30 protein-coding genes are annotated in these 25,397 nt (G+C 63.1%); 11 read left to right on the top strand and 19 right to left on the bottom strand.

Annotated elements, in window-relative coordinates:
* Positions 1-41 precede the first annotated feature (41 nt).
* The 4 genes from ACOGXC_RS03910 to ACOGXC_RS03895 all read left to right on the top strand — a co-directional run bounded on the left by ACOGXC_RS03910 (position 42) and on the right by ACOGXC_RS03895 (position 1,838).
* Entirely contained in the window at positions 42-554 is a 513-nt protein-coding gene (locus ACOGXC_RS03910; protein WP_419919406.1) for a hypothetical protein, read from the top strand.
* A 46-nt stretch (positions 555-600) separates the two neighbouring features.
* Complete coding sequence (locus tag ACOGXC_RS03905) at positions 601-843, top strand: hypothetical protein (protein WP_419919405.1); 243 nt, start codon at positions 601-603, stop codon at positions 841-843.
* Between the two features lie 54 nt (positions 844-897).
* Entirely contained in the window at positions 898-1,347 is a 450-nt protein-coding gene (locus ACOGXC_RS03900; protein WP_419919404.1) for a GNAT family N-acetyltransferase, read from the top strand.
* A 92-nt stretch (positions 1,348-1,439) separates the two neighbouring features.
* Positions 1,440-1,838 carry an NUDIX hydrolase gene (locus ACOGXC_RS03895; protein WP_419919403.1) on the top strand — a complete coding sequence of 133 codons (399 nt, stop codon included), beginning with the start codon at positions 1,440-1,442 and terminating at the stop codon, positions 1,836-1,838.
* Here ACOGXC_RS03895 and ACOGXC_RS03890 read toward each other — a convergent pair.
* The 10 genes from ACOGXC_RS03890 to ACOGXC_RS03845 form a co-directional block, all read right to left on the bottom strand.
* Entirely contained in the window at positions 1,825-3,141 is a 1,317-nt protein-coding gene (locus tag ACOGXC_RS03890) for a hypothetical protein (RefSeq protein ID WP_419919402.1), read from the bottom strand. The genes ACOGXC_RS03895 and ACOGXC_RS03890 overlap by 14 nt on opposite strands.
* 169 nt (positions 3,142-3,310) lie before the next feature.
* Positions 3,311-3,637, bottom strand: a complete 327-nt coding sequence (locus tag ACOGXC_RS03885) for a hypothetical protein (protein ID WP_419919401.1) — start codon at positions 3,635-3,637, stop codon at positions 3,311-3,313.
* 51 nt (positions 3,638-3,688) lie between these two features.
* Positions 3,689-4,108, bottom strand: coding sequence for a hypothetical protein (locus tag ACOGXC_RS03880; protein ID WP_419919400.1), 420 nt, complete (start codon positions 4,106-4,108; stop codon positions 3,689-3,691).
* A gap of 73 nt (positions 4,109-4,181) precedes the next feature.
* Complete coding sequence (locus ACOGXC_RS03875; protein WP_419919399.1) at positions 4,182-4,583, bottom strand: hypothetical protein; 402 nt, start codon at positions 4,581-4,583, stop codon at positions 4,182-4,184.
* A gap of 9 nt (positions 4,584-4,592) precedes the next feature.
* The gene (locus tag ACOGXC_RS03870; protein WP_419919398.1) at positions 4,593-4,790 is read right to left on the bottom strand and encodes a hypothetical protein; all 198 of its coding nucleotides are present in this window, start codon (positions 4,788-4,790) and stop codon (positions 4,593-4,595) included.
* Between the two features lie 39 nt (positions 4,791-4,829).
* Positions 4,830-5,543, bottom strand: coding sequence for a hypothetical protein (locus ACOGXC_RS03865; RefSeq protein WP_419919397.1), 714 nt, complete (start codon positions 5,541-5,543; stop codon positions 4,830-4,832).
* Positions 5,540-6,364, bottom strand: a complete 825-nt coding sequence (locus tag ACOGXC_RS03860) for a hypothetical protein (RefSeq protein WP_419919396.1) — start codon at positions 6,362-6,364, stop codon at positions 5,540-5,542. Before ACOGXC_RS03860 ends, ACOGXC_RS03865 begins: the two co-directional genes overlap by 4 nt.
* Positions 6,361-7,998 carry an ATPase, T2SS/T4P/T4SS family gene (locus ACOGXC_RS03855; protein WP_419919395.1) on the bottom strand — a complete coding sequence of 546 codons (1,638 nt, stop codon included), beginning with the start codon at positions 7,996-7,998 and terminating at the stop codon, positions 6,361-6,363. The genes ACOGXC_RS03860 and ACOGXC_RS03855 overlap by 4 nt, the downstream gene beginning before the upstream one ends.
* The gene (locus tag ACOGXC_RS03850; RefSeq protein WP_419919394.1) at positions 7,998-8,675 is read right to left on the bottom strand and encodes a hypothetical protein; all 678 of its coding nucleotides are present in this window, start codon (positions 8,673-8,675) and stop codon (positions 7,998-8,000) included. The genes ACOGXC_RS03855 and ACOGXC_RS03850 overlap by 1 nt, the downstream gene beginning before the upstream one ends.
* Positions 8,669-9,361 (bottom strand): hypothetical protein, encoded by a 693-nt coding sequence (locus ACOGXC_RS03845; protein ID WP_419919393.1) that lies wholly within the window; start codon positions 9,359-9,361, stop codon positions 8,669-8,671. The genes ACOGXC_RS03850 and ACOGXC_RS03845 overlap by 7 nt, the downstream gene beginning before the upstream one ends.
* 77 nt (positions 9,362-9,438) lie before the next feature.
* On the opposite strand from ACOGXC_RS03845, the gene ACOGXC_RS03840 reads away from it, so the two are divergent.
* A complete protein-coding gene (locus tag ACOGXC_RS03840) occupies positions 9,439-9,690 on the top strand; it encodes a hypothetical protein (RefSeq protein ID WP_419919392.1) in 252 nt (83 codons plus the stop codon).
* 704 nt (positions 9,691-10,394) lie between these two features.
* On the opposite strand, the gene ACOGXC_RS03835 is transcribed toward ACOGXC_RS03840, so the two are convergent.
* Positions 10,395-11,339 carry a hypothetical protein gene (locus ACOGXC_RS03835; RefSeq protein ID WP_419919391.1) on the bottom strand — a complete coding sequence of 315 codons (945 nt, stop codon included), beginning with the start codon at positions 11,337-11,339 and terminating at the stop codon, positions 10,395-10,397.
* 255 nt (positions 11,340-11,594) lie between these two features.
* Here ACOGXC_RS03835 and ACOGXC_RS03830 point away from each other — a divergent pair, with 255 nt between their 5' ends.
* The 3 genes from ACOGXC_RS03830 (at position 11,595) to ACOGXC_RS03820 (ending at position 14,228) form a co-directional block, all read left to right on the top strand.
* The gene (locus ACOGXC_RS03830) at positions 11,595-12,080 is read left to right on the top strand and encodes a very short patch repair endonuclease (protein WP_419919390.1); all 486 of its coding nucleotides are present in this window, start codon (positions 11,595-11,597) and stop codon (positions 12,078-12,080) included.
* A 123-nt stretch (positions 12,081-12,203) separates the two neighbouring features.
* The gene (locus tag ACOGXC_RS03825; protein WP_419919389.1) at positions 12,204-13,271 is read left to right on the top strand and encodes a DNA cytosine methyltransferase; all 1,068 of its coding nucleotides are present in this window, start codon (positions 12,204-12,206) and stop codon (positions 13,269-13,271) included.
* A 60-nt stretch (positions 13,272-13,331) separates the two neighbouring features.
* Positions 13,332-14,228 (top strand): NaeI family type II restriction endonuclease, encoded by an 897-nt coding sequence (locus ACOGXC_RS03820; RefSeq protein WP_419919388.1) that lies wholly within the window; start codon positions 13,332-13,334, stop codon positions 14,226-14,228.
* 29 nt (positions 14,229-14,257) lie between these two features.
* Here the strand turns inward: ACOGXC_RS03820 and ACOGXC_RS03815 are convergent, their stop codons facing one another.
* The 6 genes from ACOGXC_RS03815 to ACOGXC_RS03790 form a co-directional block, all read right to left on the bottom strand.
* On the bottom strand, positions 14,258-15,697 hold the full coding sequence (locus tag ACOGXC_RS03815; RefSeq protein WP_419919387.1) for a DNA cytosine methyltransferase: 1,440 nt from the start codon (positions 15,695-15,697) through the stop codon (positions 14,258-14,260).
* A complete protein-coding gene (locus tag ACOGXC_RS03810) occupies positions 15,664-16,467 on the bottom strand; it encodes a hypothetical protein (protein ID WP_419919386.1) in 804 nt (267 codons plus the stop codon). Before ACOGXC_RS03810 ends, ACOGXC_RS03815 begins: the two co-directional genes overlap by 34 nt.
* Positions 16,467-17,468: a hypothetical protein gene (locus ACOGXC_RS03805; protein WP_419919385.1), complete on the bottom strand. Its 1,002-nt coding sequence runs from the start codon at positions 17,466-17,468 to the stop codon at positions 16,467-16,469. Before ACOGXC_RS03805 ends, ACOGXC_RS03810 begins: the two co-directional genes overlap by 1 nt.
* Complete coding sequence (locus tag ACOGXC_RS03800; protein ID WP_419919384.1) at positions 17,465-19,243, bottom strand: hypothetical protein; 1,779 nt, start codon at positions 19,241-19,243, stop codon at positions 17,465-17,467. The genes ACOGXC_RS03805 and ACOGXC_RS03800 overlap by 4 nt, the downstream gene beginning before the upstream one ends.
* Positions 19,209-19,487, bottom strand: coding sequence for a hypothetical protein (locus ACOGXC_RS03795; RefSeq protein WP_419919383.1), 279 nt, complete (start codon positions 19,485-19,487; stop codon positions 19,209-19,211). The genes ACOGXC_RS03800 and ACOGXC_RS03795 overlap by 35 nt, the downstream gene beginning before the upstream one ends.
* Before the next feature lie 295 nt (positions 19,488-19,782).
* Positions 19,783-20,373, bottom strand: coding sequence for a hypothetical protein (locus ACOGXC_RS03790; protein WP_419919382.1), 591 nt, complete (start codon positions 20,371-20,373; stop codon positions 19,783-19,785).
* On the opposite strand from ACOGXC_RS03790, the gene ACOGXC_RS03785 reads away from it, so the two are divergent.
* Entirely contained in the window at positions 20,372-20,563 is a 192-nt protein-coding gene (locus tag ACOGXC_RS03785; RefSeq protein WP_419919381.1) for a hypothetical protein, read from the top strand. The genes ACOGXC_RS03790 and ACOGXC_RS03785 overlap by 2 nt on opposite strands.
* A gap of 126 nt (positions 20,564-20,689) precedes the next feature.
* On the opposite strand, the gene ACOGXC_RS03780 is transcribed toward ACOGXC_RS03785, so the two are convergent.
* Entirely contained in the window at positions 20,690-21,469 is a 780-nt protein-coding gene (locus tag ACOGXC_RS03780; protein WP_419919380.1) for an SDR family NAD(P)-dependent oxidoreductase, read from the bottom strand.
* A gap of 9 nt (positions 21,470-21,478) precedes the next feature.
* On the opposite strand from ACOGXC_RS03780, the gene ACOGXC_RS03775 reads away from it, so the two are divergent.
* Entirely contained in the window at positions 21,479-21,625 is a 147-nt protein-coding gene (locus ACOGXC_RS03775; RefSeq protein WP_419919379.1) for a hypothetical protein, read from the top strand.
* Positions 21,625-22,824: a CynX/NimT family MFS transporter gene (locus tag ACOGXC_RS03770; protein ID WP_419919378.1), complete on the top strand. Its 1,200-nt coding sequence runs from the start codon at positions 21,625-21,627 to the stop codon at positions 22,822-22,824. Before ACOGXC_RS03775 ends, ACOGXC_RS03770 begins: the two co-directional genes overlap by 1 nt.
* Before the next feature lie 121 nt (positions 22,825-22,945).
* On the opposite strand, the gene aceA is transcribed toward ACOGXC_RS03770, so the two are convergent.
* Positions 22,946-25,216 carry an isocitrate lyase ICL2 gene (gene aceA, locus ACOGXC_RS03765; RefSeq protein WP_419919377.1) on the bottom strand — a complete coding sequence of 757 codons (2,271 nt, stop codon included), beginning with the start codon at positions 25,214-25,216 and terminating at the stop codon, positions 22,946-22,948.
* Positions 25,217-25,397: the final 181 nt, after the last annotated feature.

Below are 25,397 nucleotides of genomic sequence, written 5' to 3'. Positions count from 1 at the left end.
TGTCTATGATCCGCGCGGACAGAGGGAGGGCCCAGGGGAAAATGACCAACCCTGATGAAGACAAGGAAATCCCATTGGACGATTTCGATGGTGAAGATCTGGACGACGAATTCGACGGCGATCTCGACGACGACCTGGACGGCGATCTGGATGACGATCTCGACGACGACCTCGACGGCGATCTGGACGACGACCTGAATGGCGATCTGGACGACGACGAGGATGACGATGAGGACGAGGAGGTAAGCAACGGATCCAGGCGCGGTTCGACCATGTCCGACGATGAGAACGAGGACAAGGAGGACATCGATCCCGACAATGTTGAGGACGATCTGGATACCATCCTCAAGGATCGTCTGGCCGCGGGCGACGACGAGGACGAGGACAATCCCGAACCCCAACCGGAGGCCGCCGGCCAGGTAGCCCCCAAACGCGACAACGAGTGGACCTGCGAGGGGTGTTTCCTGATCGTCAGCCCCGGCCAGTTCGGACCCCGTGACAACCCTCGATGCCCATCAGGAGAAGAGCCCTGCCCGTCACTGGACCGGCTGTGAGCGCGACGGACGAACCCGACCCCCACCGAGAAACACTGGACCGGCTGTGAGCGCGACGGACGAACCCGACCCCCACCGAGAAACACTGGACCGGCTGCTCGATGTCCTGGTGTTTTTGCCCCTGGGGCTTTTGGCCGGACCGGACCGGTTGGGCGAGGAGTTGGCGGCCCGAGGCCGGCGGCATCTGGAGGCGGCCCGGCTGTTGGGGCGCATGGCCCTGGGGCACCCCCCGGGCCGAGCCTCTACCCACCCCGACTCCGAACAAACCCCCAACCCAGAACCGGGCTGACCGGTGGGTGAATCTCCGACCGGAAAAACAGCCCGAGCGGCCCAACCAAACGAGGTGGATCTCGTAGCCGGCTTGGCCCGCGAAGCCCGCCATGAGGCTTTGGAGTACCGGGGAGGAGAGCGTTGGCTGGCCACCGAAGCTGCTCCCGAACCGCTGGAGGATCACTTCCGGGAGTTGCTGGCCGATCCCGATGCCGTGCTGCTGATAGGGGTGTGGGAGAAGTCGGTGGTGGGTTATGGGTGGGCCCGGCGCTGGATACGCCTGGATGGATCACCGGTGGGCCGGATCGGGGAGCTGTTCGTCACCCCCGATGCCCGTTCGGTGGGGGTGGGGGAGTCGTTGTTCAATGCACTGCTGCTGTGGGCCGGCAACGAGAAGCTGGTGGCAATAGACGCATTCGTACTGCCCGGACACCGCGCCGCCAAGAACTTCTTCGAGACCTTCAAGATGACCGCCCACGGGCTGATAATGCACACCCGGTTGGACCAGGACCACACCACATGACCGGACCGGAACACGCACACCCGGTTGAACCAGGACCACACCACATGACCGGACCGGAACACGCACACCCGGTTGAACCAGGACCACACCACATGACCGGACCGGAACTGTGCGTGGGGGCTGTGGTGGTGCGGGATAACTCCATCCTGCTCATCCGCCGGGGTCACCCGCCGGGGGAGGGGCTGTGGTCGGTTCCCGGGGGCAGGGTACGGCGGGGAGAAAGCCTGGCCGATGCCGTCCGCCGGGAACTACGAGAAGAAACCGGGCTTAACGGGGTGGTCGGCGAAGCTCTCGGTTGGACCGAACTCATTGGGCGCCGCCGTCACTTCGTGGTGGTTGACTACCGGGTCGCCGTGGCCCCGGACAGCCAGGAGATCGCCGGATCGGATGCCACCGATGCAGCTTGGGTCGCTTTCGACGACCTGGAGCAGTGGGACTTGGTGCACGGCCTTCAACAGTTCTTGGCCGACCATCAAATTATTCCGCAGTAGCAGCCTGGGTTCTGGGGCCCCTGCGGTTGCGTTTCGGAGCGGGAGAGGGTTCCACCCCGAACAGTGCCGCGATGTGGGGAATCCGGGTGGCCAGTTTCTTTACCTCGGTAAGCAGTTCCTCGTCGGGTTTCTCCGGTACGCCCTGGGGCTGCACGGTCCAACGAACCGGTGAGAACGCCACTGCTCCCATGACGGTGATCCACCGCTTGGTCGGGGTGTCACCGGCCAGTTCGGCGTTGGCCGCCTCGGTCAATCGGGTAACTATGTCCTGAGGTAGGGGTACCCCGGCTTTGGGGGGCCGGGAGCTGAGCCTCAGGGCTCGGACCATACGACCGTCGGCCAATGTGGCCGCCACCTCGGCCAGCCATTCGGAATGCTCCCGGTCGACCCGCTCGGTGAGCTTGGTCCGCAATTCCTCGGCCATGCTCTTGGCCTCGTCGTCGCTTGCTCCGGTTTCGGCGGCCACCACAACCGACCGGAGATCCCGCAAGTCGATCTCATTTGCCCCCGCCAACGCCGCCTCAGCTCGATCCCGCCACTCCGCGGCCCGCAGCCGGGGGAGCAGTTTGCGAGCCACAGCCACAAAGTCATCTGATGTCTCCGGTGCAGCCGACTCTCCCTCAGCGGACTTCTTACCCACAACAGCCGACTCTCCCCCAGCCGACTTCTTACCCACAACAGCCGACTCATCCCCAACCGACTTCTTGTCTGATCGGTTTGAGTCTCGGGTTTTTTTGCGTTTATCCCTAAGGGTTTGCTCCACCGAACCAATACCATCCCGGACCATCTTCTCGGCGATGGGCTTCTGCTCATCGGGCAGGCTGTCGATCACTGCCTGGCGATGAACCCGCTGGGGGCGCAGGCGCCGGGGCTGGGGTCGATCATCCTCACGGTGGGGCTTCGATCGCGAGCGATCCTTACCGTCGCCGCGATCTCGGCGGTCGCTCCGGTTCCGCCGGTCCTGCCGATCTCGGCGGTCGTTCCGGTCCCGCCGATCGCTCCGGTCGCTCCCTTTGCGGCCGGCGACCAAACGAGTGGTGACCAGCGGTTGCTCCCGGCCCGATCCCATTATCTCCAGCGTCTCGGGCATGGGGCGCTTCTGCTTGGAAGCAAACACCTCGATGATCTCGATGCCATCCATGTGGAACTCGGCCTCGGCGGTCACCTCATCACCCACCTCCACCGAAAAAGTGAGCAAATCGCCGGGAAGATCGCCCTTGGGTTCGCGAGCTCCGGCGGCCCGCCATGTCCAGGAACCGTCGGAGCGCCGGCTGGTCAGCTCAATCTCTATCCTTCGAGACACCGGCGGCCACGCTACCGCATCTGGGGCCCATCAAAGAACTACTGACCGCATAGCACCACCAGAGCAAAAGCCAGCACCCCTGCCAACCCATCTGAGCCCCACCAAAGAACCACTGACCACATAGCACCACCCCTGCCAACCCATCTGGTCACCATCAAAGAACTTACGCTCAGCATCGCTCCAGCACCGCCCTGGCCGGAACGGCGAACCCCCCGAGGTCTACGGCGACCGTGGCCGTAGCCGGGGTGAGTGCGATGAGCACCCTGGGGGCCCAGGTTATCCGGGCCCTCACCCGGAGGATTGTCGAGTTGGCATCCTGGATCGTGCATCCGACCAGAGCGGTACCATCGATGCGGGTGGTGTTCACCACGGCCGGATTGCAGCCGCGGCCACCACAGCCGTCAACAAACTCGGCGGCGGCTCGCTCGGCCCGGACCGCGGCCAGGTTGCGGTTGGTCATCAACTCGGCATGGTCGGCCAGCGACCCGGTGGTCACGGCAACCCCCATACCCAGGGCCAAAAGAACGATGGCCGTGTACAACGCGGCCTAGCCGACGGGTTCGACGGCCACGGCGACGGCTCTGCCGGTTACGAGCAGATTTCCCAGCTCGACCGGGCAGCCGGCCACCACGGCCACCGAGGCCAAATCACCGGATCGGTCGGAGGCCCGGGGCTGGGATACCACGCTGACATTGAAGCCGGTACCGGTCTGGTTGCAGACCCCGGCGGTGGCAGCCAGCCCGGACTGCTCCACGGTGGCAACCACCTCGCTCCAGCGGGGCCGGGCCGATGGCTGGAGATGGGAAGCATTGGAACCGGCCAGAGCATCGGCGGCATAGACCGCCGCGGTTTCCGCGAAGATCGAGGTCCGGTAGTTAGCCGCCCCCAGCGTTCCGGCGGCATTGAGCACCACCAGACCCAGCACCATGACCGGCAAGACCAACAAGAAGGCGATGGCATCGCTCACCGAGACCCCCTCAACACGACCCGGGAACACTCAAAGCCACGACACCCCACCGATGCTCGAAACCTAGACATCATCAACACGACCCGGGAACACTCAAAGCCACGGGGGCGGTCACCGAGTGGCAGGCGGTGGCGGTGGTTTTGAGCGCTGACACCCGAGCATCCAGCGGGGCTGTGGTAACCGTGACGATCAGGTTGCAGGCATCGGCATCCACCTCGACAGCCACCGGCTGCACCGCCAGATGCTCGATCTGACCCAGGGCGGCCCGGGAGGCGGCAACCACCGCCTCGGCCGGGGGAGCGGACCGGCACTGCCAACCGGCGGCGGTGGCGGCCTCCACCGCCGCGGCGGCCGCTGATTGGGCCGCCGCGGCGGTGGAGAGCCGGGTGACGTGGCTCACGTACAGCCCGGTTATCAGAGCCAGCAGGAGCATGAGCAGTACCGCAGTGCGCAGCACCACCAGTGAGGAGGCCATGAGTGCCTACTAGGCGCACTTCTTGCTTTTCCAAGTGCCTCCTACCGCCTCACACAGCGTCTGGCTGCTGATTCTTGCCTTGTCGATGTTCTCATCCCCCTCCTTGGGAGCGTTGGAGCTGAGCTGGGCGTAGACGATGATGGACACGATCGCCGCGGCGGCAATGCCGACGACGATCAGGATCATCTGGACAATGGCTGATTGCATGGTTGGGTTCTCCGATGTATTGGGGGCTGCCGGCAGGGCTCAGAGCACAAAGATCACGGCAGCCATGACGGTGAGACCAGCGATGGCGGCCACGAGCGTGACCGTTGTGGCTATGGCCCGGCCGAGCTGGTCGATCGCCAGGCGCCTCTCGGACTCCAGGGTCCGGATGGATCGGGACAGGGACTTGTCCAGCAAGTCCGAGGATGCGGCCCCCGCCCGCTCGGCCGCCACCACCGAGCTCAACAATGGTTCGGTGGGGGAGCCGGCTATCACCGCGGTCACCGCGGGCAGGGGATCCCGTCCCGCCTCCAGGGCTCCCCCTATGGCCCCCCGAGCCACGGTGAACGCCCGACCGGTCACCGTCAGAGCGGCGTTGACCGCAGCGGCGTTGATGGGCTGACCCGACGCGGTGAGAAGCCGCAACTTGCGCATCCACTCGAGCATCTTGTGATCCCGCTCGTTGCGGTAGGCGGCTGCGGCCATGAAGCGAACCGCGGCCGGTACCCACCGGGGTAACCATGTGCCGGCAATCACCGCCAGAGCCATACCCACGGCCCGGCCCGACAGCGCCCACCCGACCGAACCGCCGATGGTCGCGGCCGCTGCCGACAGACCCCATCCGACCGCGGAAATTCGAGAGGGCGACCACCCCATCGCCGAAGCCTGAACCGTGGCCTGACCCCCGGCCCGGGGCACCGTCAACAACAAAAAGCCCGCGGCCACCACCCCTGACAACCCGACAAGCAACATCATCGGGCGGCCCGCCAAGCCGGGGCCACCACCCGGGCACAGAGCACAACAATCAACAGAGCCAGCACCAGCAGGAGCTGCTGACCGGTCGCCGAGATCAGCCAAGCCCCCACGTCCCGGGCAGCAAAACCGGTGATGGCCACCATGCCGGCAGCCATCACGACGGTGACCGCGACCTGGGGCATGAGAGCAGCCACCTGGCGATGGAAATGGCGAGCGGTCTCAGCCGCCTCAGCAGCCTCATCGGCGAGAACCGAGGCCAGGTTCACCCACTGCGAACCCCCGCGGAACGCTTCGGACAGCATCGTGACCACCATCTCGGCCAAAGGGCGCCTGATGGTGGCTGCGAACCGGCTGGCCGCTTCCACCAGCCCTCCGGTTTCGCACTCCGCGGCCATCTGACGGGCTGCTATGCCGACCCGGCCCGAGACCAGTGGTGCCGCCTCGCGAACAGCCTGAACCACCGTCGGGGCGACCAGAGCCTGATTGGCCAGCACCCCGGCGAGTTGGGCCAGCTCATCGGTCTCGACCAGGGCGCGGCGTGAGCGCGCTTGCACTGCGAAGGCCCACACGCACACTCCGGCCAGCGCGGCTGCCCCCATCCCCGTAACCACCCCGACCAAAACCGCGCCGACCCCGAATCCGAGGGCTACCACCGATGCTGCGATCACCGGCCCGGACCAGGACGAGAGCCGGCGGGGCAGGGACAAGATCGCCATGCTTGCGAACCGGAGCCCCGAGCGGCCTCCCGACGACGCCGGCCACCAAATAACGGCCCCCAGCGCGACCCCGGCAACCACGACCACCAGGGTTTGGGCAGTCACGGTTTGGCCCCGGAAGGAACCGCGACCTTTTGTGCGATTCCGGATGGCTGATCCGCCGATGGGCGCGGTGTGGACCCTCGGTTGCCGGCCGGTCGAAGTTGGATTCCCACCGATTGGTACAAACGCTCGGCCTGCCCGTGGGGCCGATCCACCGGGGAGGCCCACCGCCGGCCGGGTTGTAGTGACCACAGGCATCGGGTGGCGATGGTGTCGTGCTCATCGTCATAGCTGACTATCTGCGTGACGTCTGAGATAACCCGCTCCCCCTGCTCGTTGCGACCCATCCACACCAGAAGGTGCACGGCTATGGCTATCTGCTGGCGAGCGAAACGGGGATCGGCCCCCTCGCTGCACGCGTAGGACACCAGCTTGGCAAGCACTCCTGGCCCCGGCTGGCTGTGCAGGGTAACCAGGCAGCCGTTTAGCCCGCTGCTCATGGCATCCAGCAGCGCGAGGGTGCCCTCACCCCTGGTCTCCCCAATCACAAGCTTGGACGAGTTGGCCCGCTTGGCGTCCCGGATGTGGTCGCTCATCGTCAGCTTGCCCACCCCGTCGTTGTTGGCGTCACGGGTGAGTCGCTCGAAGCTGTTGGGGTGGATGCCGTACTGGGCCAGGCGAAGCTCGGGGGTGTCTTCGATGGTGTCTATCCTCTCCGAACCATCGACTGTGGCCAGCAGGGCCTGGCACAGCGTGGTCTTGCCGCCCCCCATCGCGGCGGCGATCACGACGTTGGCCCTGACCGGGCCGGAAACCGCGCCCACCAGGATCTTCCTCAACTGCGGGCTGGCGACATTGAGAGCCTCGAGGGTGGCTTTGCCGGCCATGTTCGATCTCAGGACCATCGTGGGGGGATGACACACAAATGCCTCGGCGTGGAGCCGCCACCGGTCACCGAGGCGAATGTCCAGCCGGCTGTCCAGCATGTCGAACCGCTGGGGATGCCCACCGGAGAAGCTGGCCAGTTGCCGGGCCGTCTCCACCAGCTCCTCGTTGGAGGCAAACGGTGATTCCCGGCGCTCTCTCTGCCCCTCGGAGCGGTGGACGATCATGCACTCGCCCCCTCTGATCTGGAACTCCTCAACCCCGGGTTCGGTCAGCAAGTCGGCCAGCCGACCCTGAGCGGCCTGCGAGGCCGACCAGAGATGGGTCTCGCGGTCGAGCGGGTCGAGCCGGCGGGGCGCAGCCGCCGCCCAGACCAACCTGCGTCCGAGCCGGCGGAGTCGCCGAAGGTGCCCCCGGGTGGGTTCCGGGGGCACCCACAGAGCGAAGACGCGCTCGCGGCGGGGACTGTCCAGATCGGGCTGCTCATCGGACACCACCACCGACACGATCGGCGTGGACCGGCGCGGACCGCTGTCCAACCGGAGTTGGGAACGCACATCGGTGCAGTCGGCCGAGGTGATCCACAGCACCGCGGCCGCCGAGGCGATGGCCGACTCCAGGCGAACCGCCGGCTCGCCTTCACCCAGTGACAGCACCGTGGGATGGCCCGCCGCCGAGGCCCGGTCGATCTCCACCGATGAGGAGGCCAGAACCACGTCGGGAGCGGCGGTGGTCATCCCGTCCAGCACCCCGTCCAGCACTCGCTGGGCCGCCTCAACCCCGAGCAGACGATCACGAACCGCCAGCAGCATCAGTTGACCTCCTCAACCCGGCATCCGGCCCCGCCGGGCTCACAGGGCACTTGAAGAGCATCCCGGTACGTCGCGGGCTCACACCGGGGCCAGCCCGCGGGAGGAGACTCCCATATCCACCACTGCTCACCGGCCAGGACGGCGGCCAATTCGGGGTCGGCCTCTATCGTCACGCTCGAATCGCTGCCGTCAGTTCCGGTAGCCACCAGGTTCACCAGAGCAACCGCACAACCGCCGGGGGTGCCGGCGAAAACCGCCCGGGCCCCCGGGTACGGCCCGGCCCCGGACCACATCTCATGGTTCGCCTCAATCCGTATCAACGCTGTGCGGCGGTTGTTGTCATCGGGTCGTGGGCGCAGCATTGCCGGTGACACCAGCGTGCCCTCGGGTACATCGGTGGTGACCACGGTGCTGTCCAGCTCCGAGGGGTCAGTGAAGAGCGCAGCCAGGTCGGCGGGCATGCTCATGGTGACGTGCTCCCCGGGAGGATGCCCCTCGACCCACCGCTCGGCAGCAGCCACCACCGGTATCTCGGCGGCATCCTCGCCGCTGCCGGACAGGGCGACAATGGCCAGCACGGTTGCGACCAGCACGACCCCCGCCGCCAGCAACCGCCGGCGGAAGCTCACCGGCCAAGCCGCCGGCGACCACTGATCCTTCTCCGGAAGGGTCACCATATCGTTACCCGCTCGTTCAGATAATCGTTGGGCTCACGGAACCAGGACAGGTCCGAGGCCAGCACCTCGGTGTGGCGGTGACCTTGTTCAGAGGTGTACTCGACCTTGAGCTGCCACTCCCAAAAGCCGCGCCGGGGAATCGCCCACCGACACTTTTCGTAGCGATACCGCCAATCGGTGGACAGGTACAGCACCCCGCGGCTCGGCTCGGTCCAGGGGGGCAACTCCTGGGGTGAGCACCAGACGGTTCGAGGGTCGGATCGCGGGAACGCCGTCACGAACCACCGCTTGCGCTGCTGATCCATCCGATCCCAGAGTCCGGCAGCAGCACGAGCCGCACCCGCCGCGGCCGTATTACCCGGTGATCGCAGTTCGGCCAGATCGGAGGCTTCATACGGAAGCAACTCCCGAAAGGACACCCCCACGGCTGTCGCAGTCCACCAGCACCCATTCACCGGGTTGTCCAACACATCCAGCGTGGCCCCCGCTTGCAGAGCTATCCAGTGGCGCGTGGGGTTGCCCGGCGTGGAGGCCGAGGTCAGGAATATTTGGCCACCGGGTACCTCCGGGTGGTGATGGCCGATGAAGCCGTCGGCGTAGGGAACAATCGACTCCCATCGCACCCGCTCCAGCAACGACATCCGGGTCTGCTCGGTCCACCCCGACGAGCAGATTTTTTCCGTCACCACCGGGGGAGGCGGCTGGTAAGGCCGAGGAGTGGGAACCGGCGGCGGGGGAGGCGGCTGGTAAGGCCGAGGAGTGGGTGCTGGCGGCGGGGGAGGCGGCTGGTAAGGCCAGTAAGGCCGAGGAGTGGGCACCGGGGGAGGCGGGGGAGGCGGCTGGTAAGGCCGGGAAGTGGGAACCGGGGGAGGCGGGGGAGGCGGCTGGTAAGGCCGAGGAGTGGGAACCGGGGGAGGCGGGGGAGGGGGAGGCGGAGTGGGACGCGAAGTCGGTACCGGAGGCGGAGTCGGGGGAGGCGGGGGAGGAGGAGGCGGGGGAGTGGGCACCGGAGTAGCCGTCTGCACCGGAGGAGGAGGCGGGGGAGGAGGAGGCGGAGGGGGAGGAGGCGGCGGAGGTGGGCGAGTGGGCTCCGGGGTGGGTAACGGGCAGGTCTTGGACCGGGTCGCATGACTCGGATGCGGACCAACCCAATACAGAGTACGACCGGCCCTGCCCGCACACGAAGGCTCCGAACCGGACTCCCGCCGGCAAACCCCACTATGGCCAAAATGCTTATGCAACCCCGCGGGACAGCCAGGATCAGGCTTTTGTTGCATGGTGTAGCTCCAGTAGTACGTCCTCGGAGTCCACCAGTGATTTCCCGCGGGAAACTCGTACCAGGCCCCAGGGGTGTCGGCCGCGGGTGAACTGTGGCCGCACCCCTCGCTGGTGCCGTGAACCACGCAGGTGCTGGAGCGGATACTCCCTGTAGGCCGCTTGCCATAGGGTGTCCCGGCGTACTCCACGAACTGGTTGGTGTGGGTGTACTCGTGGACATTCCGCACCCGACTGGTCCAGCACCACTGACCCACCGATGCGCTGGCGCAGGAGGGAGGGTTGAAACTGAGTTTTAGGTCGGCGGCCACCGGCGCAGAGTCAAATGGGGTGGCCAGCAGCGAGATGAAAACGACGATGACCGCCACCCTCATACGGCCAACGCTTACCCTCTTGGCCTGGTCACCATTCACATCGAGAGGGGCGGTGGTCAGCCCCATACGATCAACACGTGCCATTGGTGTTCACCCCCACATGCTTCTGCAATCCGGGCACCGAGCCGGGAGCCTCGGCATTGAGAACGGCGTTCAGAACCCAGTGCTCGGCACATAAACGGGTTGTTCCCGGAACCGCGAGGTGGGCAGCGAGGTCAGCTTCAAACAGCGGGCAGGTGTCCGCGGCGATCTTCTCCGACCGGGAGTGGCCCTTCAGCTCCAGGCCTCGCAATACGGCATCACGACATTTCTCCGCGAAGGAACGCCCATCCAGCGGACTCGGGTTCCCTATGGTCGGACACTGGGTCCAGGAGTTCCCCTGCCCGCCGACCGCGTTGTAGTCGTCGGAATACGCCCGCTGCACACACTCCCGGTCGGCACCGTAACGCTGTATCGCGTGCTCCATAAGCCCCGCGCTGGTCGTGCAGCCCAGTACGGCTTGCGACACCCTCACTTCCTGCGACCACGCCGATGAGTCCGATGAGTCGGCGTGGTGGTTCACGCACCCAGTCATCCAATCCACGGCCTCCGGGGGTGGCAGGATCACCCGGAAGCCACCCAGTTCTTCCTGAGTGGCGGGTCGCAGCACCCGGTACTGACCGGGGGATACCTCGGTCCACGCACTTTTCAGCGACTCGGGCGGCAGGTGGTATTCCTCGCTGTGGTTCCCGCCCTCATCGGTGGCACCGGGAGGTGTGTCCCGCCAGTCCGGAGCCGACTCCGGTGGATCGGCAGCGGCGGCGGGCTGATCATGGTGGTGAGAGACCGAACCCGAGGGGCCATGACCAGCTACCGTCCCCTCCGGCGATTCCGGTTCGGGTGACCCCGGTAGCACCGCCGCCCCCGAGTTTCCCTGGGCAGCCCGCGAAGCTACCTCGGTTGAATCGATATCCGAGCCGGCACAAGCGGTAAGCACCAGCGCAACAACCAGCCATGCCCCACGCGTGCGACCCATACGACCACTCCGTTCGACATGTTCGACAGGGGCCCGTAGGGCCGATAACCCTGGCAAAAGCCAGCAAGAGCACCCTAGCTCACCAATTTTCAAATATCAACAGTAATTTTAAATAAATTTGCTTCACACCCGTGGGAGCAGGGAAACGCAGGCAACGGTGGTGGCCACCCATACCCACGAGCCCCGAACACTCCCACCGCCTGCTCACCACCGCCAGCGGCATCTCAAGCGCGTTACGCTGGGAAAACCCCTGGTATGGATCACTCCAATCGTAAGTCAGTCTCATCACGCATGTCGCGACAGCGAACTCGCGACACCGAACCGGAGATGGTGCTTCGGCGGGAGCTCCACCGCCGCGGTCTGCGCTACCGGGTGGGTTACCCGGTGCCGGGTAACCCGAGAAGGTCAATCGATATAGCGTTCGTCGGACTCCGTCTCGCCGTCTTCGTGGACGGGTGCTTCTGGCACGGCTGCCCTACACATGGAACATGGCCGAGGAACAACGCCGAGTGGTGGAAAAACAAGATCGAGGCGAACCGCAGGCGCGACACCGACACCGATCGCCTCCTTCGGGAAGGCGGCTGGGAACCCCTGCGTCTCTGGGAGCACGAGATCGTGACCGCAGCCGACCGCGTGCAGATGGCGTACATCCAGCGCCTACGGTCCATCAGACCAAGGGCACCCGGAGTCGTGGATTCCCCGCCACTTGCCGATGAGCAGCCCCAACCGCTCGGTCGCTGAGATTGCACATCCTGTGCCTACAGTGGAGATTGTGTCACCGGGTTCCCCATAATGACATCCAAGTAAGTTGTGGGCGTACTACGGTCTGCTCTGGAAAGCGAGGTACAAGGGATGTCAAGAACCATGCGGTCGATCGACCTGTTCGCCGGAGCAGGTGGCTTGTCTCTGGGGTTCGAGCTGGCCAATGACGAAATGGTCGATCTCAGGTTCGAGCCGGTACTGGCTGTCGAGCACGATCCCGCAGCCGCGCTGACCTACAAAACCAATTTCGGAGTGGGGGTATACGACAGTGACATCGAGGGATTCGATCCAATCACCTACCCGGACGCGGAAATCATCGTCGGTGGCCCTCCCTGCCAGGGTTTTTCCCCACTCGGTCGCGACAGGGACGACAAGTCTCGTACCCGGTTGAATGCACTCTGGGAGCATTACCTGTCCGCGGTTGAGCAAGTAAAACCGCTGGCTTTTGTAATCGAGAACGTCCCGGAGTTCCAAAAGTCCTCCGAGTTCGATGAACTACGCAGACGGATGGCATCACATCCTATCCTCAGGAAGTACGGATATGGATTCGGAGTGTTGAACGCGGCAGACTACGGAGTGCCTCAGAGCAGGCGTCGCGGTATCTTCGTTGCCGTAAGAGGCCGGAAGGTTCCATGGCCCCCACCGCCCACACATGGACATGGTCCCATTGGACAGGAACCGGTTCAAACAGTGCGTGATGCCATCGGGGATTTACCACCTATTCCGACGACCGACCAACCTGTCATCAGAAACGGTTTGCAAGATCTGCATATTCGGAGGAACCCTCGCCCGGCCTCGCTGGAACGGTACCGGGCTATCCCCGAGGGAGGAAACCGGTTCGATCTCCAGCGGGTACGGCCTGACTTGACCCCTGCGTGCTGGGCCAACAAACCAACAGGTACCACCGATGTCATGGGTAGACTGTGGTGGAACCGACCGAGCTTCACGATCCGTACCGAGTTCTACAAGCCCGAGAAGGGTAGATACTTGCACCCCAGAGAAGACCGCCCCATCACTCATCGGGAGGCAGCCCGTCTCCAAACCTTCCCAGATACATTTATTTTTGAGGGGACCAAGATTGAGATTGCCCGCCAGATCGGCAATGCTGTGCCCCCGTTATTGGGTAAAGTAATTGCTCTCCATACCGCCCAACTCCTTCGTTCCATATGACTGGAAATCAATACATAATAGGCTGTTGCAGAAACCGTACTTTTAATTTTATATAGACCAATGGGCACTACCGTAGATCCTGAACTGGACACAGTCGCTAAAGAACTAATGGGAATTCAGAATTTTGAAAGTCGAGTCGCTGCTGTGCTTCGAGATATACTAGATCAGCTATATGATGGTCAACGCAGTGGCCGGTACAAATGGGACCAACTTCATAAAACAGAAAAGACCCACTGTGGAACCCTGGTAGAGATAAACATGCAGCGGGAGTTCCGGTTTACTGACGGGGACAAACTAGACTACAAGATCGCAGGAATCGAGGTAGACTGTAAGTATTCACAAAGGCTTGGAGGCTGGATGATACCTGTAGAAGCTCAAGGCGAATTGTGCTTACTTATATGGGCTAATGATTCTAAAGCTGAATGGACATTGGGCTTAGTTAGAGCACTCAGAGAGATTCTTACCAAGGGTAGCAACAGGGACCGAAAAGTTACTCTAAGCCGGGATGGAATGTCAACTATACGCTGGCTCTTCTACGATAGCGAACTCCCACCCAATGTCCTTCTCAAGATATCCGATCGGGACATAAGTCATATCATGGAGCCGAGGTCTGGAGCAGAAAGGATCAGGAGGCTCTTCCGTACCGTGCAAGGTCAAAGAATCGGACGCGGTGTCGTGGCCACAGTTGCTCAACAAGCCGACTACATGAAACGTATCCGGGCTAATGGTGGGGCCCGTAGCCAGCTACAAGCAGAAGGAATCATCATTCTTGGCCAGTATGAGACACACAGGGAAATTGCTCGCGGACTTGGACTCCCATTACCAGCCAAAGGTAAATCGGTCAGTGCTCGCGTTCATCCGGCAGAGCCGGGTAGCAGCAACTCCGTGTTGATCAATGGCTCTTTGTGGCGTTTGGCAACCGAAAACGACTTGGAGACAATGGCTCCAGATATATAAAAAGTAAATGATGGGCTGAGGTACCAAGATCACAACGCTTGGTGCTTTTCAACATGTGGGTGGCGAGGGTGATCTTTTGTAGGGACTGAGGGTCCTGCGGGCGAGCCGAAGTATGGTAGGAGGGCGCTGAGCGCGGCGGCGTAGCCGAGCGGGATTGGGACGGCGTTGCCTATCCACTTCGACAACTGTGTTCGCGTGGCGGGATGGCCCGGTGTGGGTTCGAAGCGGTAGGTGTCCGGGAAGCCCTGCAGCCGGGCCGCTTCGGCATGGGTCAGTGTGCGCGGCTCAAGAGGATGAACGAAGCGGCCTCGCCCTGGTGTCGTGTAGCCGGTGGTTATCGTCGGTGCCGGCTGGTCTGCTCGCATGCGCCCATATGTTGAGGCGTAGGTGGTTCCGTTGCGGTGACAGTCGGGGCGTTCCTCGAGCGAAAGATCGTGCTCGTCGTTCTTGAAGAGCCACCCGATGCGGTCCCTGTTCTTCTGTGTCAGCTCCGTGGGTTGATGCAGCGACGGATCGTGTGAGAGGCACTGCTCACCGCCGATGGCCCACATCACGGAGCGGCAAGTCGACTCGTGCAGAGCCTCAGCTACATCTGGGAGGGGCACAAGCCTGCGCCCATTCACGGGCAGTTGAGCAACCAAAAAATGGCGCCGACGTGTCTGTGGCCACCCCAGGTCATGTGCGGCCAGCACGCCATCGGTGACTAGGTATCCGTGTGCCTCAAACAACGCACGCGCGCTATCTACTATGTGGTCCTTGTCGTGCAGCACCGAGACGACGTTCTCGATGAGAACTGCCCGCGCTCGTGATGCCAGCGCAAACGCCACCGCACCCAAATACAGATGATTCCGCCGATCGTTGCGCCGAGTGTGGTTGTTCAGGTTGGAGTGCCCCTGACACGGTGGCCCAGCGACAACCAGGTCCACATCTGCACAGCACTGAGCCAGGTCGGAATCAAGCAGCTCCGGAGCGTACACGAACGCGGCATCTAGACCCTCTCCTCGCACGCGGTAGTCGACCAGACCCTGCACCGACTCATCAACCGTTCGCCGCGCATCGTGGTTGCGAGCGAAGACAGCCAGGGCATCGCCGTCGGCATCAACAGCCAGTTCGCAGCGAACCTGGTGTCCCATTTCCGCCGCCGCGAGCATTGTGCCAGCCGTCAGCCCGCCCACGCCGCAGAACAGGTCAACCACTCGAACCGGGCCGAGATCATCCCCGTTTCGTTCACTGCCAGTGGTCGCAAATGGGGCTGCGCCGGCGAGCACTGCCTTCCACCACGCGCCCTGAGGATCGGTGCGCGCCTCCTCCTCAATGGCACAGGCAAGCTCCTCGCTGATTACGGAATCTGCACGCAGGTCAATCGCCGAAGTCATTCGGTAATCGCCGACGGTGAACACCCGATGCAGCTGGCGCGACATCGTCGTAGCAGAGCTCATGTCGATTGCGGTTGTGTCAATTGAAGACACCACAGTTCGTCCACCAATGCATCAGCGGTCTTGTCGTCAAGCATTGCGGGTACCACGTTGACCAGCGTGCGGTTCAACTGCTTGGCGAACTCACGCAGCGGCCCCGTGGACAAACGTGTCGCTTCGTCGGCTTGACACCGCACCATGGCCCGCACTAGGGGGGGATGCTCACCGGCCACCACTCGCAGAATGTGGCTGCGCCAGAAGTCGGTGCCTTCGCGCACGGCACCCGCTAGATGCGCGTGCGGCATCCCGCCCAAACAGCGCACCCGCAGGAACATCCGCGTCGGCACACATTCGGACTGTCTCTTGCCATTCACGTAGAGGCCGAGTTTCCTCGGTATGGTAATCGTGCCCCCGTCTTCGATCACGGCTGTGAAATTTTTGGACTCTCGCCAGGCCGCGAAGTTCCACACATGAGCCAGCGCGACGTAGCGCCAGAAGCCCGGGTCGTCGAGCGCGGCCGGTTCTGCTTGTGATTTGATAACTGCCTCAAACAAGTGGGCTGCGGCCTCGCCTTCCACCTTGTCCTGGTCAGAGATGTTCGGGACACCGTCAGAATCGCTTGTCAATCCGGCGAGCAGTTCAATACGCTCCCGGGCCCGCTCAAACGGGTCGGTATCAATGTGAGTTCCGCTGCCTGTCCAGCCGATGCGGTCTTTGATGTCGTCCACCAGGTTGCCAAGCACCCGAGTACCGTTTCGATGCATTCGTCGGATGCGTTCCTCTGCTGCCTCAATTGCGATGCTAAGTGGCAGGTGCGGATACATCAGTTCTGACCGCTTTTTAGCGACGAGATAGCTGCTTTGCGCAACTTGAACTGATCCTGAGCAGTCGCAATGGCTTTGCTGGGATCGTCCACACAGTCGCGCGCCAGCATATTCAACTCGTCGTCGCTCGCTCTGCTACCCGCGAGCATGCGCAGGATGCGGCCGAACAGGCTCTCACGCAGGTCGTCCAAACGAATCTCTGCCGAGCCACCCAACTCGGTGCGGCATTTATTTAACACCGCCGATATGAACTCGACGAACAGCCAGCGCTGCAGCATGTCCGCTTCGGCCGATCCGGACTGGGTGTCAATGGTCCGAAGCAGCTCCTCATCAACCCAGAACGTGCAGACATCAGCACTTTCACGGTCGGCATCGGTCACGTTGCCATCGAATACGGCATACGTGACAGTCCCATCGGGTAAGCCCAACTCTGAGCGTTTTTGTTCATTGAGTAGCTGGGGCCGGAACAGCTCTGCGTCGTCCATCGTTTTGACGCGAAAACGAACGTGCGCCAGCCAAGTGCCGACACGCCACGGAGCGAGGGCCTTGCGACGTTCCTGGGGGAGCGTTTTTACAAGTGCTATGTAAGCGTCAATCGTTACGCCGTGAGTAGCACAGCGGAATATCTCGGGCCGTCCACCTGCTTGGGCCAAGTCAAGCCGAGGTTCAGGCGACAGCTCGCTCGGATTTGCCAGGGAATGTCGGAAGACAACCCCGCTCAACTTCAAGTAACCAGATCGCGCCGCTACCACCACACAGGTGTCCTCCAGCCGCAGACCCGTACGGATCACCCCTTCACGCAGACGCCTCACAAAGTGCACGTGCTGACCCGAGGGCATCCAGTTGAGAATCACAGCGCATTGTTGAAAGTCGTCACGAACCGACACCGATCCACCCGCAGTGCACTGCTGCGACCCGAACTGCAACACCGAGTCGGCAAAGAGCCCGTCGAGCCGAGGGTCAATCCGATACGGACGGATTGACCGTTGCTCGCGGCTCACTTGCTTTGACTCATTTCATCGGCCACCAAGTTTGCTTCGACACTCAACTCACCGGACCAATCGGGGTTGTAGGGGTCGCTTTCGTAAGTGAACTCAACAGTCTCGTCCGACCGCAGCCAGCCCCGGTACGTGTTTGCAAAGGATGCGACTTCCTCAAAGCCGTCCGGCCCAAAGACGAGCAAATCTTCTTCATGGGTCTCCTTACGATCGGCCCCTTCAAACTGGTACCGCACCCTCACCTCAATCAGATCACCCTCGTCTGAGGTCAACTCATAGTGTTGACTGAAGCCGATCGATGCCTTTCCGACCAGGCGGACCTGACCATCGGGAGCGGTTTCCAAGGACCCACCCGGATGGATAACGAATGGCCGCTGCTGAGATTTCGGCCCCTCCGCCGACCCGGGGCCCCGCACGCTGCCTTCAAGTTGGCGAGCCAGCTCATCCCAGACGGGCAGCTTCAGCTCACGATCCGGCTTGGGCTTCGGCTTGATGTCTCTGCGGAACTTATCAACATGCTGCTTGATGCGCTTAAGCACCGTCTTGGCCAAAGTTGCCGACTCTGATGGCAAATCGCCCGAGCTTCCGTCGGTTTGCCACGCATCATGCGCCTTCGGCTCCGTGTCTCGCAGCATGTCGTCAGCTTCGTCCGAGGCCACGAAAGTGCCGCGAATATGTGGCGGCACACGAGCTGCCTCAAAGTATTCCACCACCATGCGCGGGCCGCGCACGAGTGCCACGAGACTGCTGTGTGACACCTCGGCAGCCATCGGGTCACCCGTCCCTACGAGTTCACCGCCTGCCGACTGCGCAGTCCTGGCAGCGCCGCCTGTGCCTAAACCGGTGCCCACGACAGGGAAGGACCAGCCGTCAGGGTCACTTGCCAACGCAACCGTGCCCGGTTGTCTCACACGCCCGATTGGATCCAGACTGTGCTCGCGATAATGGTCTCGCCTGGCATCAAGTGGTGTCAGCGCATTGTCGAACGTGTCCAGGAATGCCCTCAGGTCAGGGTTCTGCTTCGGCCTCGGGTGCCGCTCGCCCTCTTCGCTCGTCTCGTCAGTGACCGACACCTCGAAAGCCACATCGTTGTCACACAGTGCCGGCCACCAAAAACGCTCGGTGGCACGCAGCAAACCGTCGGCATCAACGGTTGGATCAATCACCAGCAGCGTGGTGCCCAGCTCAGCCGACACGCTCGCGTTGCGAATCGCTATGCCAATCTCCTGGGCTACTTCGTCAGCTTCTTCGTTCTCGTAAGGCCTACCCCCGTCGCCGGTTGAGCGGGCGAACCAGCGGGTGCCGTTAAAGCTGTTTCCTTCCAGGCTATGGCTGCCCCAGTAGGTCATGCCCAGCAGACGGCGAGTCACGCCAGAGTCATCGGGCTGTTCCGGAAAGCACGTATAGGCCACTACGGTGCGAATCGCCGAGCCGCGAATCAATCCGGCCTTGCCGTATCCGTAGGAGCCGCCCCTGCTTGAGGTTGAGGGCGTTATTCCCAACGAGCACATCGCCTTGAACAGCTTGGACCGGTCGCCGTGCCAAGGGCCGTTCATCCCGCCCCCGTGTTCCTCCGACAGCTCAAGCAGTCGCAACGGGGTAGCCTGTTGCCTCAAGAGCGACAGGCAGTCCTGCTCACTAAGACCAAGCATCCGGCGGCCTTGCTCGCCGTGCTCCATACCGACTGCGTCAACCCGATCGGCCAAATCGTCTAAGCCGAGCACCTTGACGAATCGCTGACGATCATCGCCCTTGAGTTCGCGGAACCGAAACCGCACCGCGAAATTCTCTCGCCCCCCCCCCCCCCCCCCCGTTGTCGCTGATGTAGCGCTCACGCGCCGCGTCCCAGGAGTTCTGAATGGCCTCACGCACCAGCAACACTGCTGCGCCGGGAACCGGGTCCGCAGCGAAGACACCAGGTTGCTTAACCGTCTCGTTCTTGAACTCCTTGGAGAAATCACCGCTGACGGCAGTGGAGCCAGCATTGATCTTCTCCCAGAACCATCGCTCACTGCCCGACATCGGGCACCCGTTCTCTCATGCTCGCCATGTCGTTCAACATTTTGCCACAGGGGGTACCACCCTCGATGTGCCGAATACTGAAGGTAGTTCCGCCTTGTGGGGGTCTGGTAGGACTTTCACCACTTGGAAACTGTAGCTCGGAACAAGTCCATCTGAGCGGCCACATGAGCCTGAGCCATGGCAGAGCAGGCTCCCCGGTGATTGCGACAGAGAACTCGCGGCACCGAAACGGAGGTGCGATATCCAGCGGGGTTGGCGAGAGTGCTCCGGTTGCCCTGCCCATTACGAAGTTGGCCTACTGATCGGGCGACCCAGGATTTTGCTTGCGTGGTGGTTGGAAGGGTGTATGGTTGGGAGATCGCTCGGAGGCGGTGAGCTTTGCCTCCCTTGGATAAGGTTTATTGAAGGGGCTGGCAGTGTCGAAGAGCGGGTCATTTGATGAAACCAGGCGTTTGGCCCTGTTGAAGCGATTGGGTGAGCAGTTGGGAGAGGAGGAGGCTGAGACATTGATGGAGTCCCTCCCACCAGTTCCCTGGGATCGCCTCGCCACCAAGGACGACCTGAAAGCCTTGGAGGAACGGCTACTACACGAGGTGAACAAGCTCCGTGTTGAAATGTTCGGTGAGTCCGGCAGGGTCGACAGCCGCTTCGAGAAAGTCGAGAGCCGCTTCGACATGGTCGACAGCCGCTTCGAGAAAGTCGAGAGCCGCTTCGACATGGTCGACAGCCGCTTCGAGAAAGTCGAGAGCCGCTTCGACATGGTCGACAGCCGCTTCGAGAAAGTCGAGAGCCGCTTCGACATGGTCGACAGCCGCTTCGAGAAAGTCGAGAGCCGCTTCGACATGGTCGACAGCCGCTTCGAGAAAGTCGAGAGCCGCTTCGACATGGTCGACAGCCGCTTCGAGAAAGTCGAGAGCCGCTTCGAGAAGGTCGAGGCCGAGATGAAGGCTATGGAGGGGAGGTTGACGCTTCAGATGTCCAACCTCGCCCGTACCGTAATCTTCGCCATCATCGGCTTTTCGCTGGCGACCATCCTGTCGGTAGTTGGTATGGGCCTGGCCATCGCACTCACCTAAACCTCAAAACAGATCAATGGCTTGGCCACAAGAGCCTCGTGGCACTGAGCCAGCGTTGAGAATACATGTTATGTAAAGTATTTTATGTAAAGTCATATCATTTACGCAAAGTCTGCTTATCAATCGCTAGATAGCAGCTCGACCGGCGCTGAGACCGCCATCTACGTAGATGACCTGGCCGGTCACGTAGCGGGCGTCGTTGGAGGCCAAGAATCCCACCACGTCGGCAATGTCGTCGGGCCGACCGGTTCTGCCCAACGGTACGGCCCGGGCTCGCTGCTCGCCCCGCTCACCCTCGTGGTTCTTCTTGGTGCCCTCGGCGACAATCGTTCCCGGTCCGACGGCGTTTACCCGGATTCCTTTCGGTCCCAGTTCGAGCGCGGTCTGGCGGGTGAAGCTCTCCACTCCGGCTTTGGATGCCGGGTAGATACCCACCCCTGGTGAGTTGGAGTACGCGGCGCTCGACGACAGGTTCACTATGGCTGCACCCGGGCCCATCAACGGAGCCAGCGCCTGGGTGCAATAGAACGTGCCCATAAGGTTCACCTGCAACACCCGCTGCACATCCTCGGCGGTCATGGAGTCCAGATCGGCAAAAATCCAGATGCCGGCGTTGTTCACCAGCACATCCACCCGATCCAAGGACTCGGCCAGCGCGACCACCGAAGCGGGATCGGAAACATCGCACTGCCGCCACTGACCGCCCGCTGCGCCCTCTGGTGCAGTCTCGATGCCTTCTGCGGCACCAGTACAACCGCTGAGCATGGTTGCGGTGGCCGCCGCGCTGCCAGGATTCTGGTCAACCGCAACAACCTGGTAACCATCGGCCGCCAACCGCTGCGAGATCGCCCGCCCCAGCCCCTGGCCGGCCCCGGTTACTACTGCTGTTGCCACGGATGTTCCCATAACCCCAGCATGGCAGATCGACCGGGGCCGGTTGCTACGGTCCCGATGTGCATCACCAGCGCCGTTTCCACCGCTACGGCGGTGAACAACGGCACCGGCATGCTTGCCCACCCCCTTCCGATGGGCATCACCAGCACCATTCCTACCGCTGGGTGATGCTCGGCGCGCTGTGGATGGTGTACTTCTCCTTCGGTCTGGCGGTGTTCTCCATGGCCCCGCTGGTGGAGGTCATCCGCGAAGACCTGAACATGAGCAAGGGAGCCATGGGCAGCGTGCTGGGGGCATGGCCACTGGTGTACCTCGTGGCTGCGCTCCCCGCGGGCGCTCTGGTGGACCGGTTGGGGCTGCGCCGTTCGCTGGGAATGGCAACGGTGATCATCTCGGCCTCCGCTCTTTTGCGCACGGTGGCCGGGAGCTTCATCGAGATGTTCGGAGCGGTGGCGGTGTTCGGGTTCGGCGGACCACTGGTGTCGGTGGGGGCCCCCAAGCTGGTCAGTTTGTGGTTCGACAAAAAGGAGCAGGCCCTGGCCATGGGCATAACCATGACCGCTCCGGCCCTCGGCGGTGTGCTTCCCCTGACCACCGCCAACAGCCTGTTGATGCCCGCGTTCGACGAGAGCTGGCGGGCGACGCTGATGGTGTACGCCCTCATCACCGTATTGGTGATCGCCGTCTGGCTGGTGGCCGCCGCAGTGGGCGGGCGGATCGCTCCCGGTGTCGATGGCAACACCGATCCCGCTCCCGGATTCTCGGGCGCGTGGCACCTGCTGAGCCGTCCGGCGGTGAGGATCATGCTGATGCTGGCCGTGGGGATGTTCCTCTACAGCCACTCCCTCAACGGATGGCTACCCACCATCATCGAGGATCAGGGATTCTCCAGCTCGGTGGCCGGTTACCTGGCCGGCACGGTGATCGCCCTGGGCATCATCGGAGCGCTTTTCGGGCCGCGGTCAATACCCGAAAACGACCGGATCGCCGTTTTGGCCTCAACGTTCGCTCTGTTCGGAGCGGCAACCATCCTGCTGGGGGCCGGGATCAGGCCGACCACCTTCATCGGGCTGGCCATCATCGGTCTGGGCAAGGGGTTGGCCGTGCCCATCGCCCTGCTGGTGATGATGCAGCTTCCCGGCGTTACCCAACGCAACATGGGCGCGGCCGGAGGTCTGTTCTTCACTGCGGGCGAGGCCGGGGGCGTGACCGGTCCGATCCTGTTCGGTGTCCTCTCCGATTTCGGGGGATCCGCCGCCGGGTTGCTTCTGCTCACCGCAGTGGCCATCGCCACCGCGGTACTGGCCCTGTTCCTCCGCTCAGAAATGGCTCGCTCCCTCAAAAAGCCGCCCACACCCCGGCCGTAAATGAGCTGTTGCCAAGCTACGTGCCCCGACCGGCGATGAGCTGTTGCCAAGCTACGTGCCCCGACCGGCGATGAGCTGTTGCCAAGCTACGTGCTCCGACCGGCGATGAGCTGTTGCCAAGCTACGTGTTCCGACCGGCGATGAGCTGTTGCAGGGCATCCTGGTCGCTCACCAGTTTGGATATCAACCCCTCGTCCACGTTGGCCACGATTATCTCCCCCACCTCATCGGATACCGATGTGAAAAAACCCAGATCCTTCATGCCCGCTGTCTGGCGGTAATTGTCATCGGTCGGGGTCAGGTACTGGACCGACACCGCGTTGTAGCGCCGGATCAAATACAGGTGCATCAGCGCCATCAGCCGCTTGCGGCGCAGCGCCGGGCTGTGGGTGTTCTGGTCCCGCACCGACAAGATGGCCCTTCCCCGCCGATCGTGCAGCACCCCGAACACCACATCGGCCAAATCTTTGTCGCTGCTGAGCACGGCCAGTTCTAGAACCTCGGAACCGGCGGTATAGGGCCGCAGCCTCACCTTGAGATCGCTGTTCACGCCGTTGTGCACGGCCCACCGCTCCAGCCATGCCTCCAGCTCCCGGGTGGGAACCTCGGTCTGGACCAGGTGCTGGAACTGGGTTGAACCCTTACCCATGGCGCGGGTGGTGGCGGTGCGCCCCGAACTGGCCATGAGCGCAGCGTCCAGACGGGGACCACCCACCAGAGTTTGCGGTGTCCTGTACGGGGAATCCACCAGGCGGAACTTCCTTTGGAGCCGGGCCAGAGCCAGCATCCCGTCCTGCTGGAGGGAGGCGGCGAACTCCTCACCGGCCATGCCGTCCACCTGGTGACCGCCGTAGGTGATGAAGTTGAAGACGAACCCCATCCGGCCCAGCTCGGTGGGGAACTCCCGCATCTCGTCCTCGCTCATACCGGTGGTGTCCCAGTTGAACGACGGCGACAGGTTGTAGGCCAGCATCTTGTCGGGATACACCGCGTGGATGGCCTCGGCGAACTCCCGGGCATCGTCGAGATCGGCAGTCTTGGTCTCCATCCACAACAAGTCGCAGAACGGGGCCACCGCCAGCGACTTGGCCACTGCGTAGGGTATGCCGCCCTGCACCTGGTAGTAGCCCTCGGTGGTGCGGGCCACCTCGGGATCCCAGGCAACATCCAGACCGAGTTCGATGGCCCGGGAGTGGGCGGTGGCGGTGTCAACGGTACCGGCGAAGCTGAGCCATTCCTCCACTCCCACCCCAAAGGTCTCCCCCTCCGATGATCGCAGCGTCAACTGGTCGGCCACCGCTTGGGCGTAGGTGGCCAGGCCCGCAGTCCGGTGCCAGGCTTCAGCCAGGGCATCGGAAACCCGATCCACCGCGTCGTCGGGCCGGGGATCGGACGAAGCGTGATAAGCCACCATCGCCTTCTCAATCATCCGGCCGACCCCCGACTGATCCAGCCATGCCGAGGCCCGGGCGTAACGGCTCTCGGGTACGGCGTAAAGAAGATGCCCGTTGACCCCGTCCACCCCGGCCTCGGCGAGGCGGCGCAGCACGGCCAGGTAGGCATCCTTGTACGAGGGAACGAACGGCTGGGTGGCACCCATGATGAACGGCTGGTCGCGCTCGTCGGTGCCACCGTCCAGCAGGTTGGCGGCTTCGGCATCGGTGCGGGCCACGATGATGCCGGCCACCCCCATCACATCGAGCTGGAACCGGGCCGCGTTGAGCCGCTTGATCTGCTCGTCGCACGGCACCAGCACCTTGCCGCCCTGGTGACCGCACTTTTTGAGTCCGGGCTTCTGGTCCTCGATGTGATAACCCGGCACCCCGGCCTCCACGAAGCGACGGATCAGATTGCGAACATGGGGATCCCCGCCGTGACCGGTGTCGGCATCGGCGATGATAGCGGGGGTGAAGTCGATCATCGAAGTGGTCTGGCGTTCCGAAACGCTCATACGGGAGCGGGCGAACTGCTGGTTCCGGTCGGCGGTCAGAAGGGCCCGAACCAAACCGGCCGCTTCGTCGGGCACCATGCTCAGCGGGTAGCTGGCCAGGTCGGGGCCGGGATCCTCGTGCAGGGACCCCTTGGCCGACGTGGCCCAACCGCCCAGGTAGATACCCTCGATCCCCGCTCGTTTCATGGCCACCGCCTGGCCCGGCGAGTACGGGCCGAACGTGGAGATGCACCGCCCCTGGTCGAACAACTCCCTCAACCGGGTGTAGAAGCGCTCGGCCGCAACTCGGGCTACGGGGTAATCCTGGGGAATCGACCCCCGCTGCTCCACCACCTGGCGGGCCGAGTACAGGCGGGTCAACCCCTCGAAGCGGGGCGAGGCCATCCACTCCTGAGTGGATCGAACCTCGGAATCCAACGAACCGGCAGCTTTGACGGCCATGTTGATACCTCATTTGGTGGGTGGATTTGGGTGGGTGGCAAAAGACTGATCAGCAACCCTCAGCGCGGTGATGAGTTTGTCGATGATGGTCGTTTGTTGGGTAACAAAAGACTGGCCACCGACACTACCGGGGGCCAAGCGGGAAGTGGTGACGATTTTTCCCCTTCTCACCTTCGGCACC

This window comes from Candidatus Poriferisocius sp. (assembly GCF_965202595.1).
Lineage (GTDB): Bacteria > Actinomycetota > Acidimicrobiia > Acidimicrobiales > Bin134 > Poriferisocius.
Note: the sequence above shows the minus strand (reverse complement) of the source record. Positions and strands in the feature narration are given on the sequence as shown.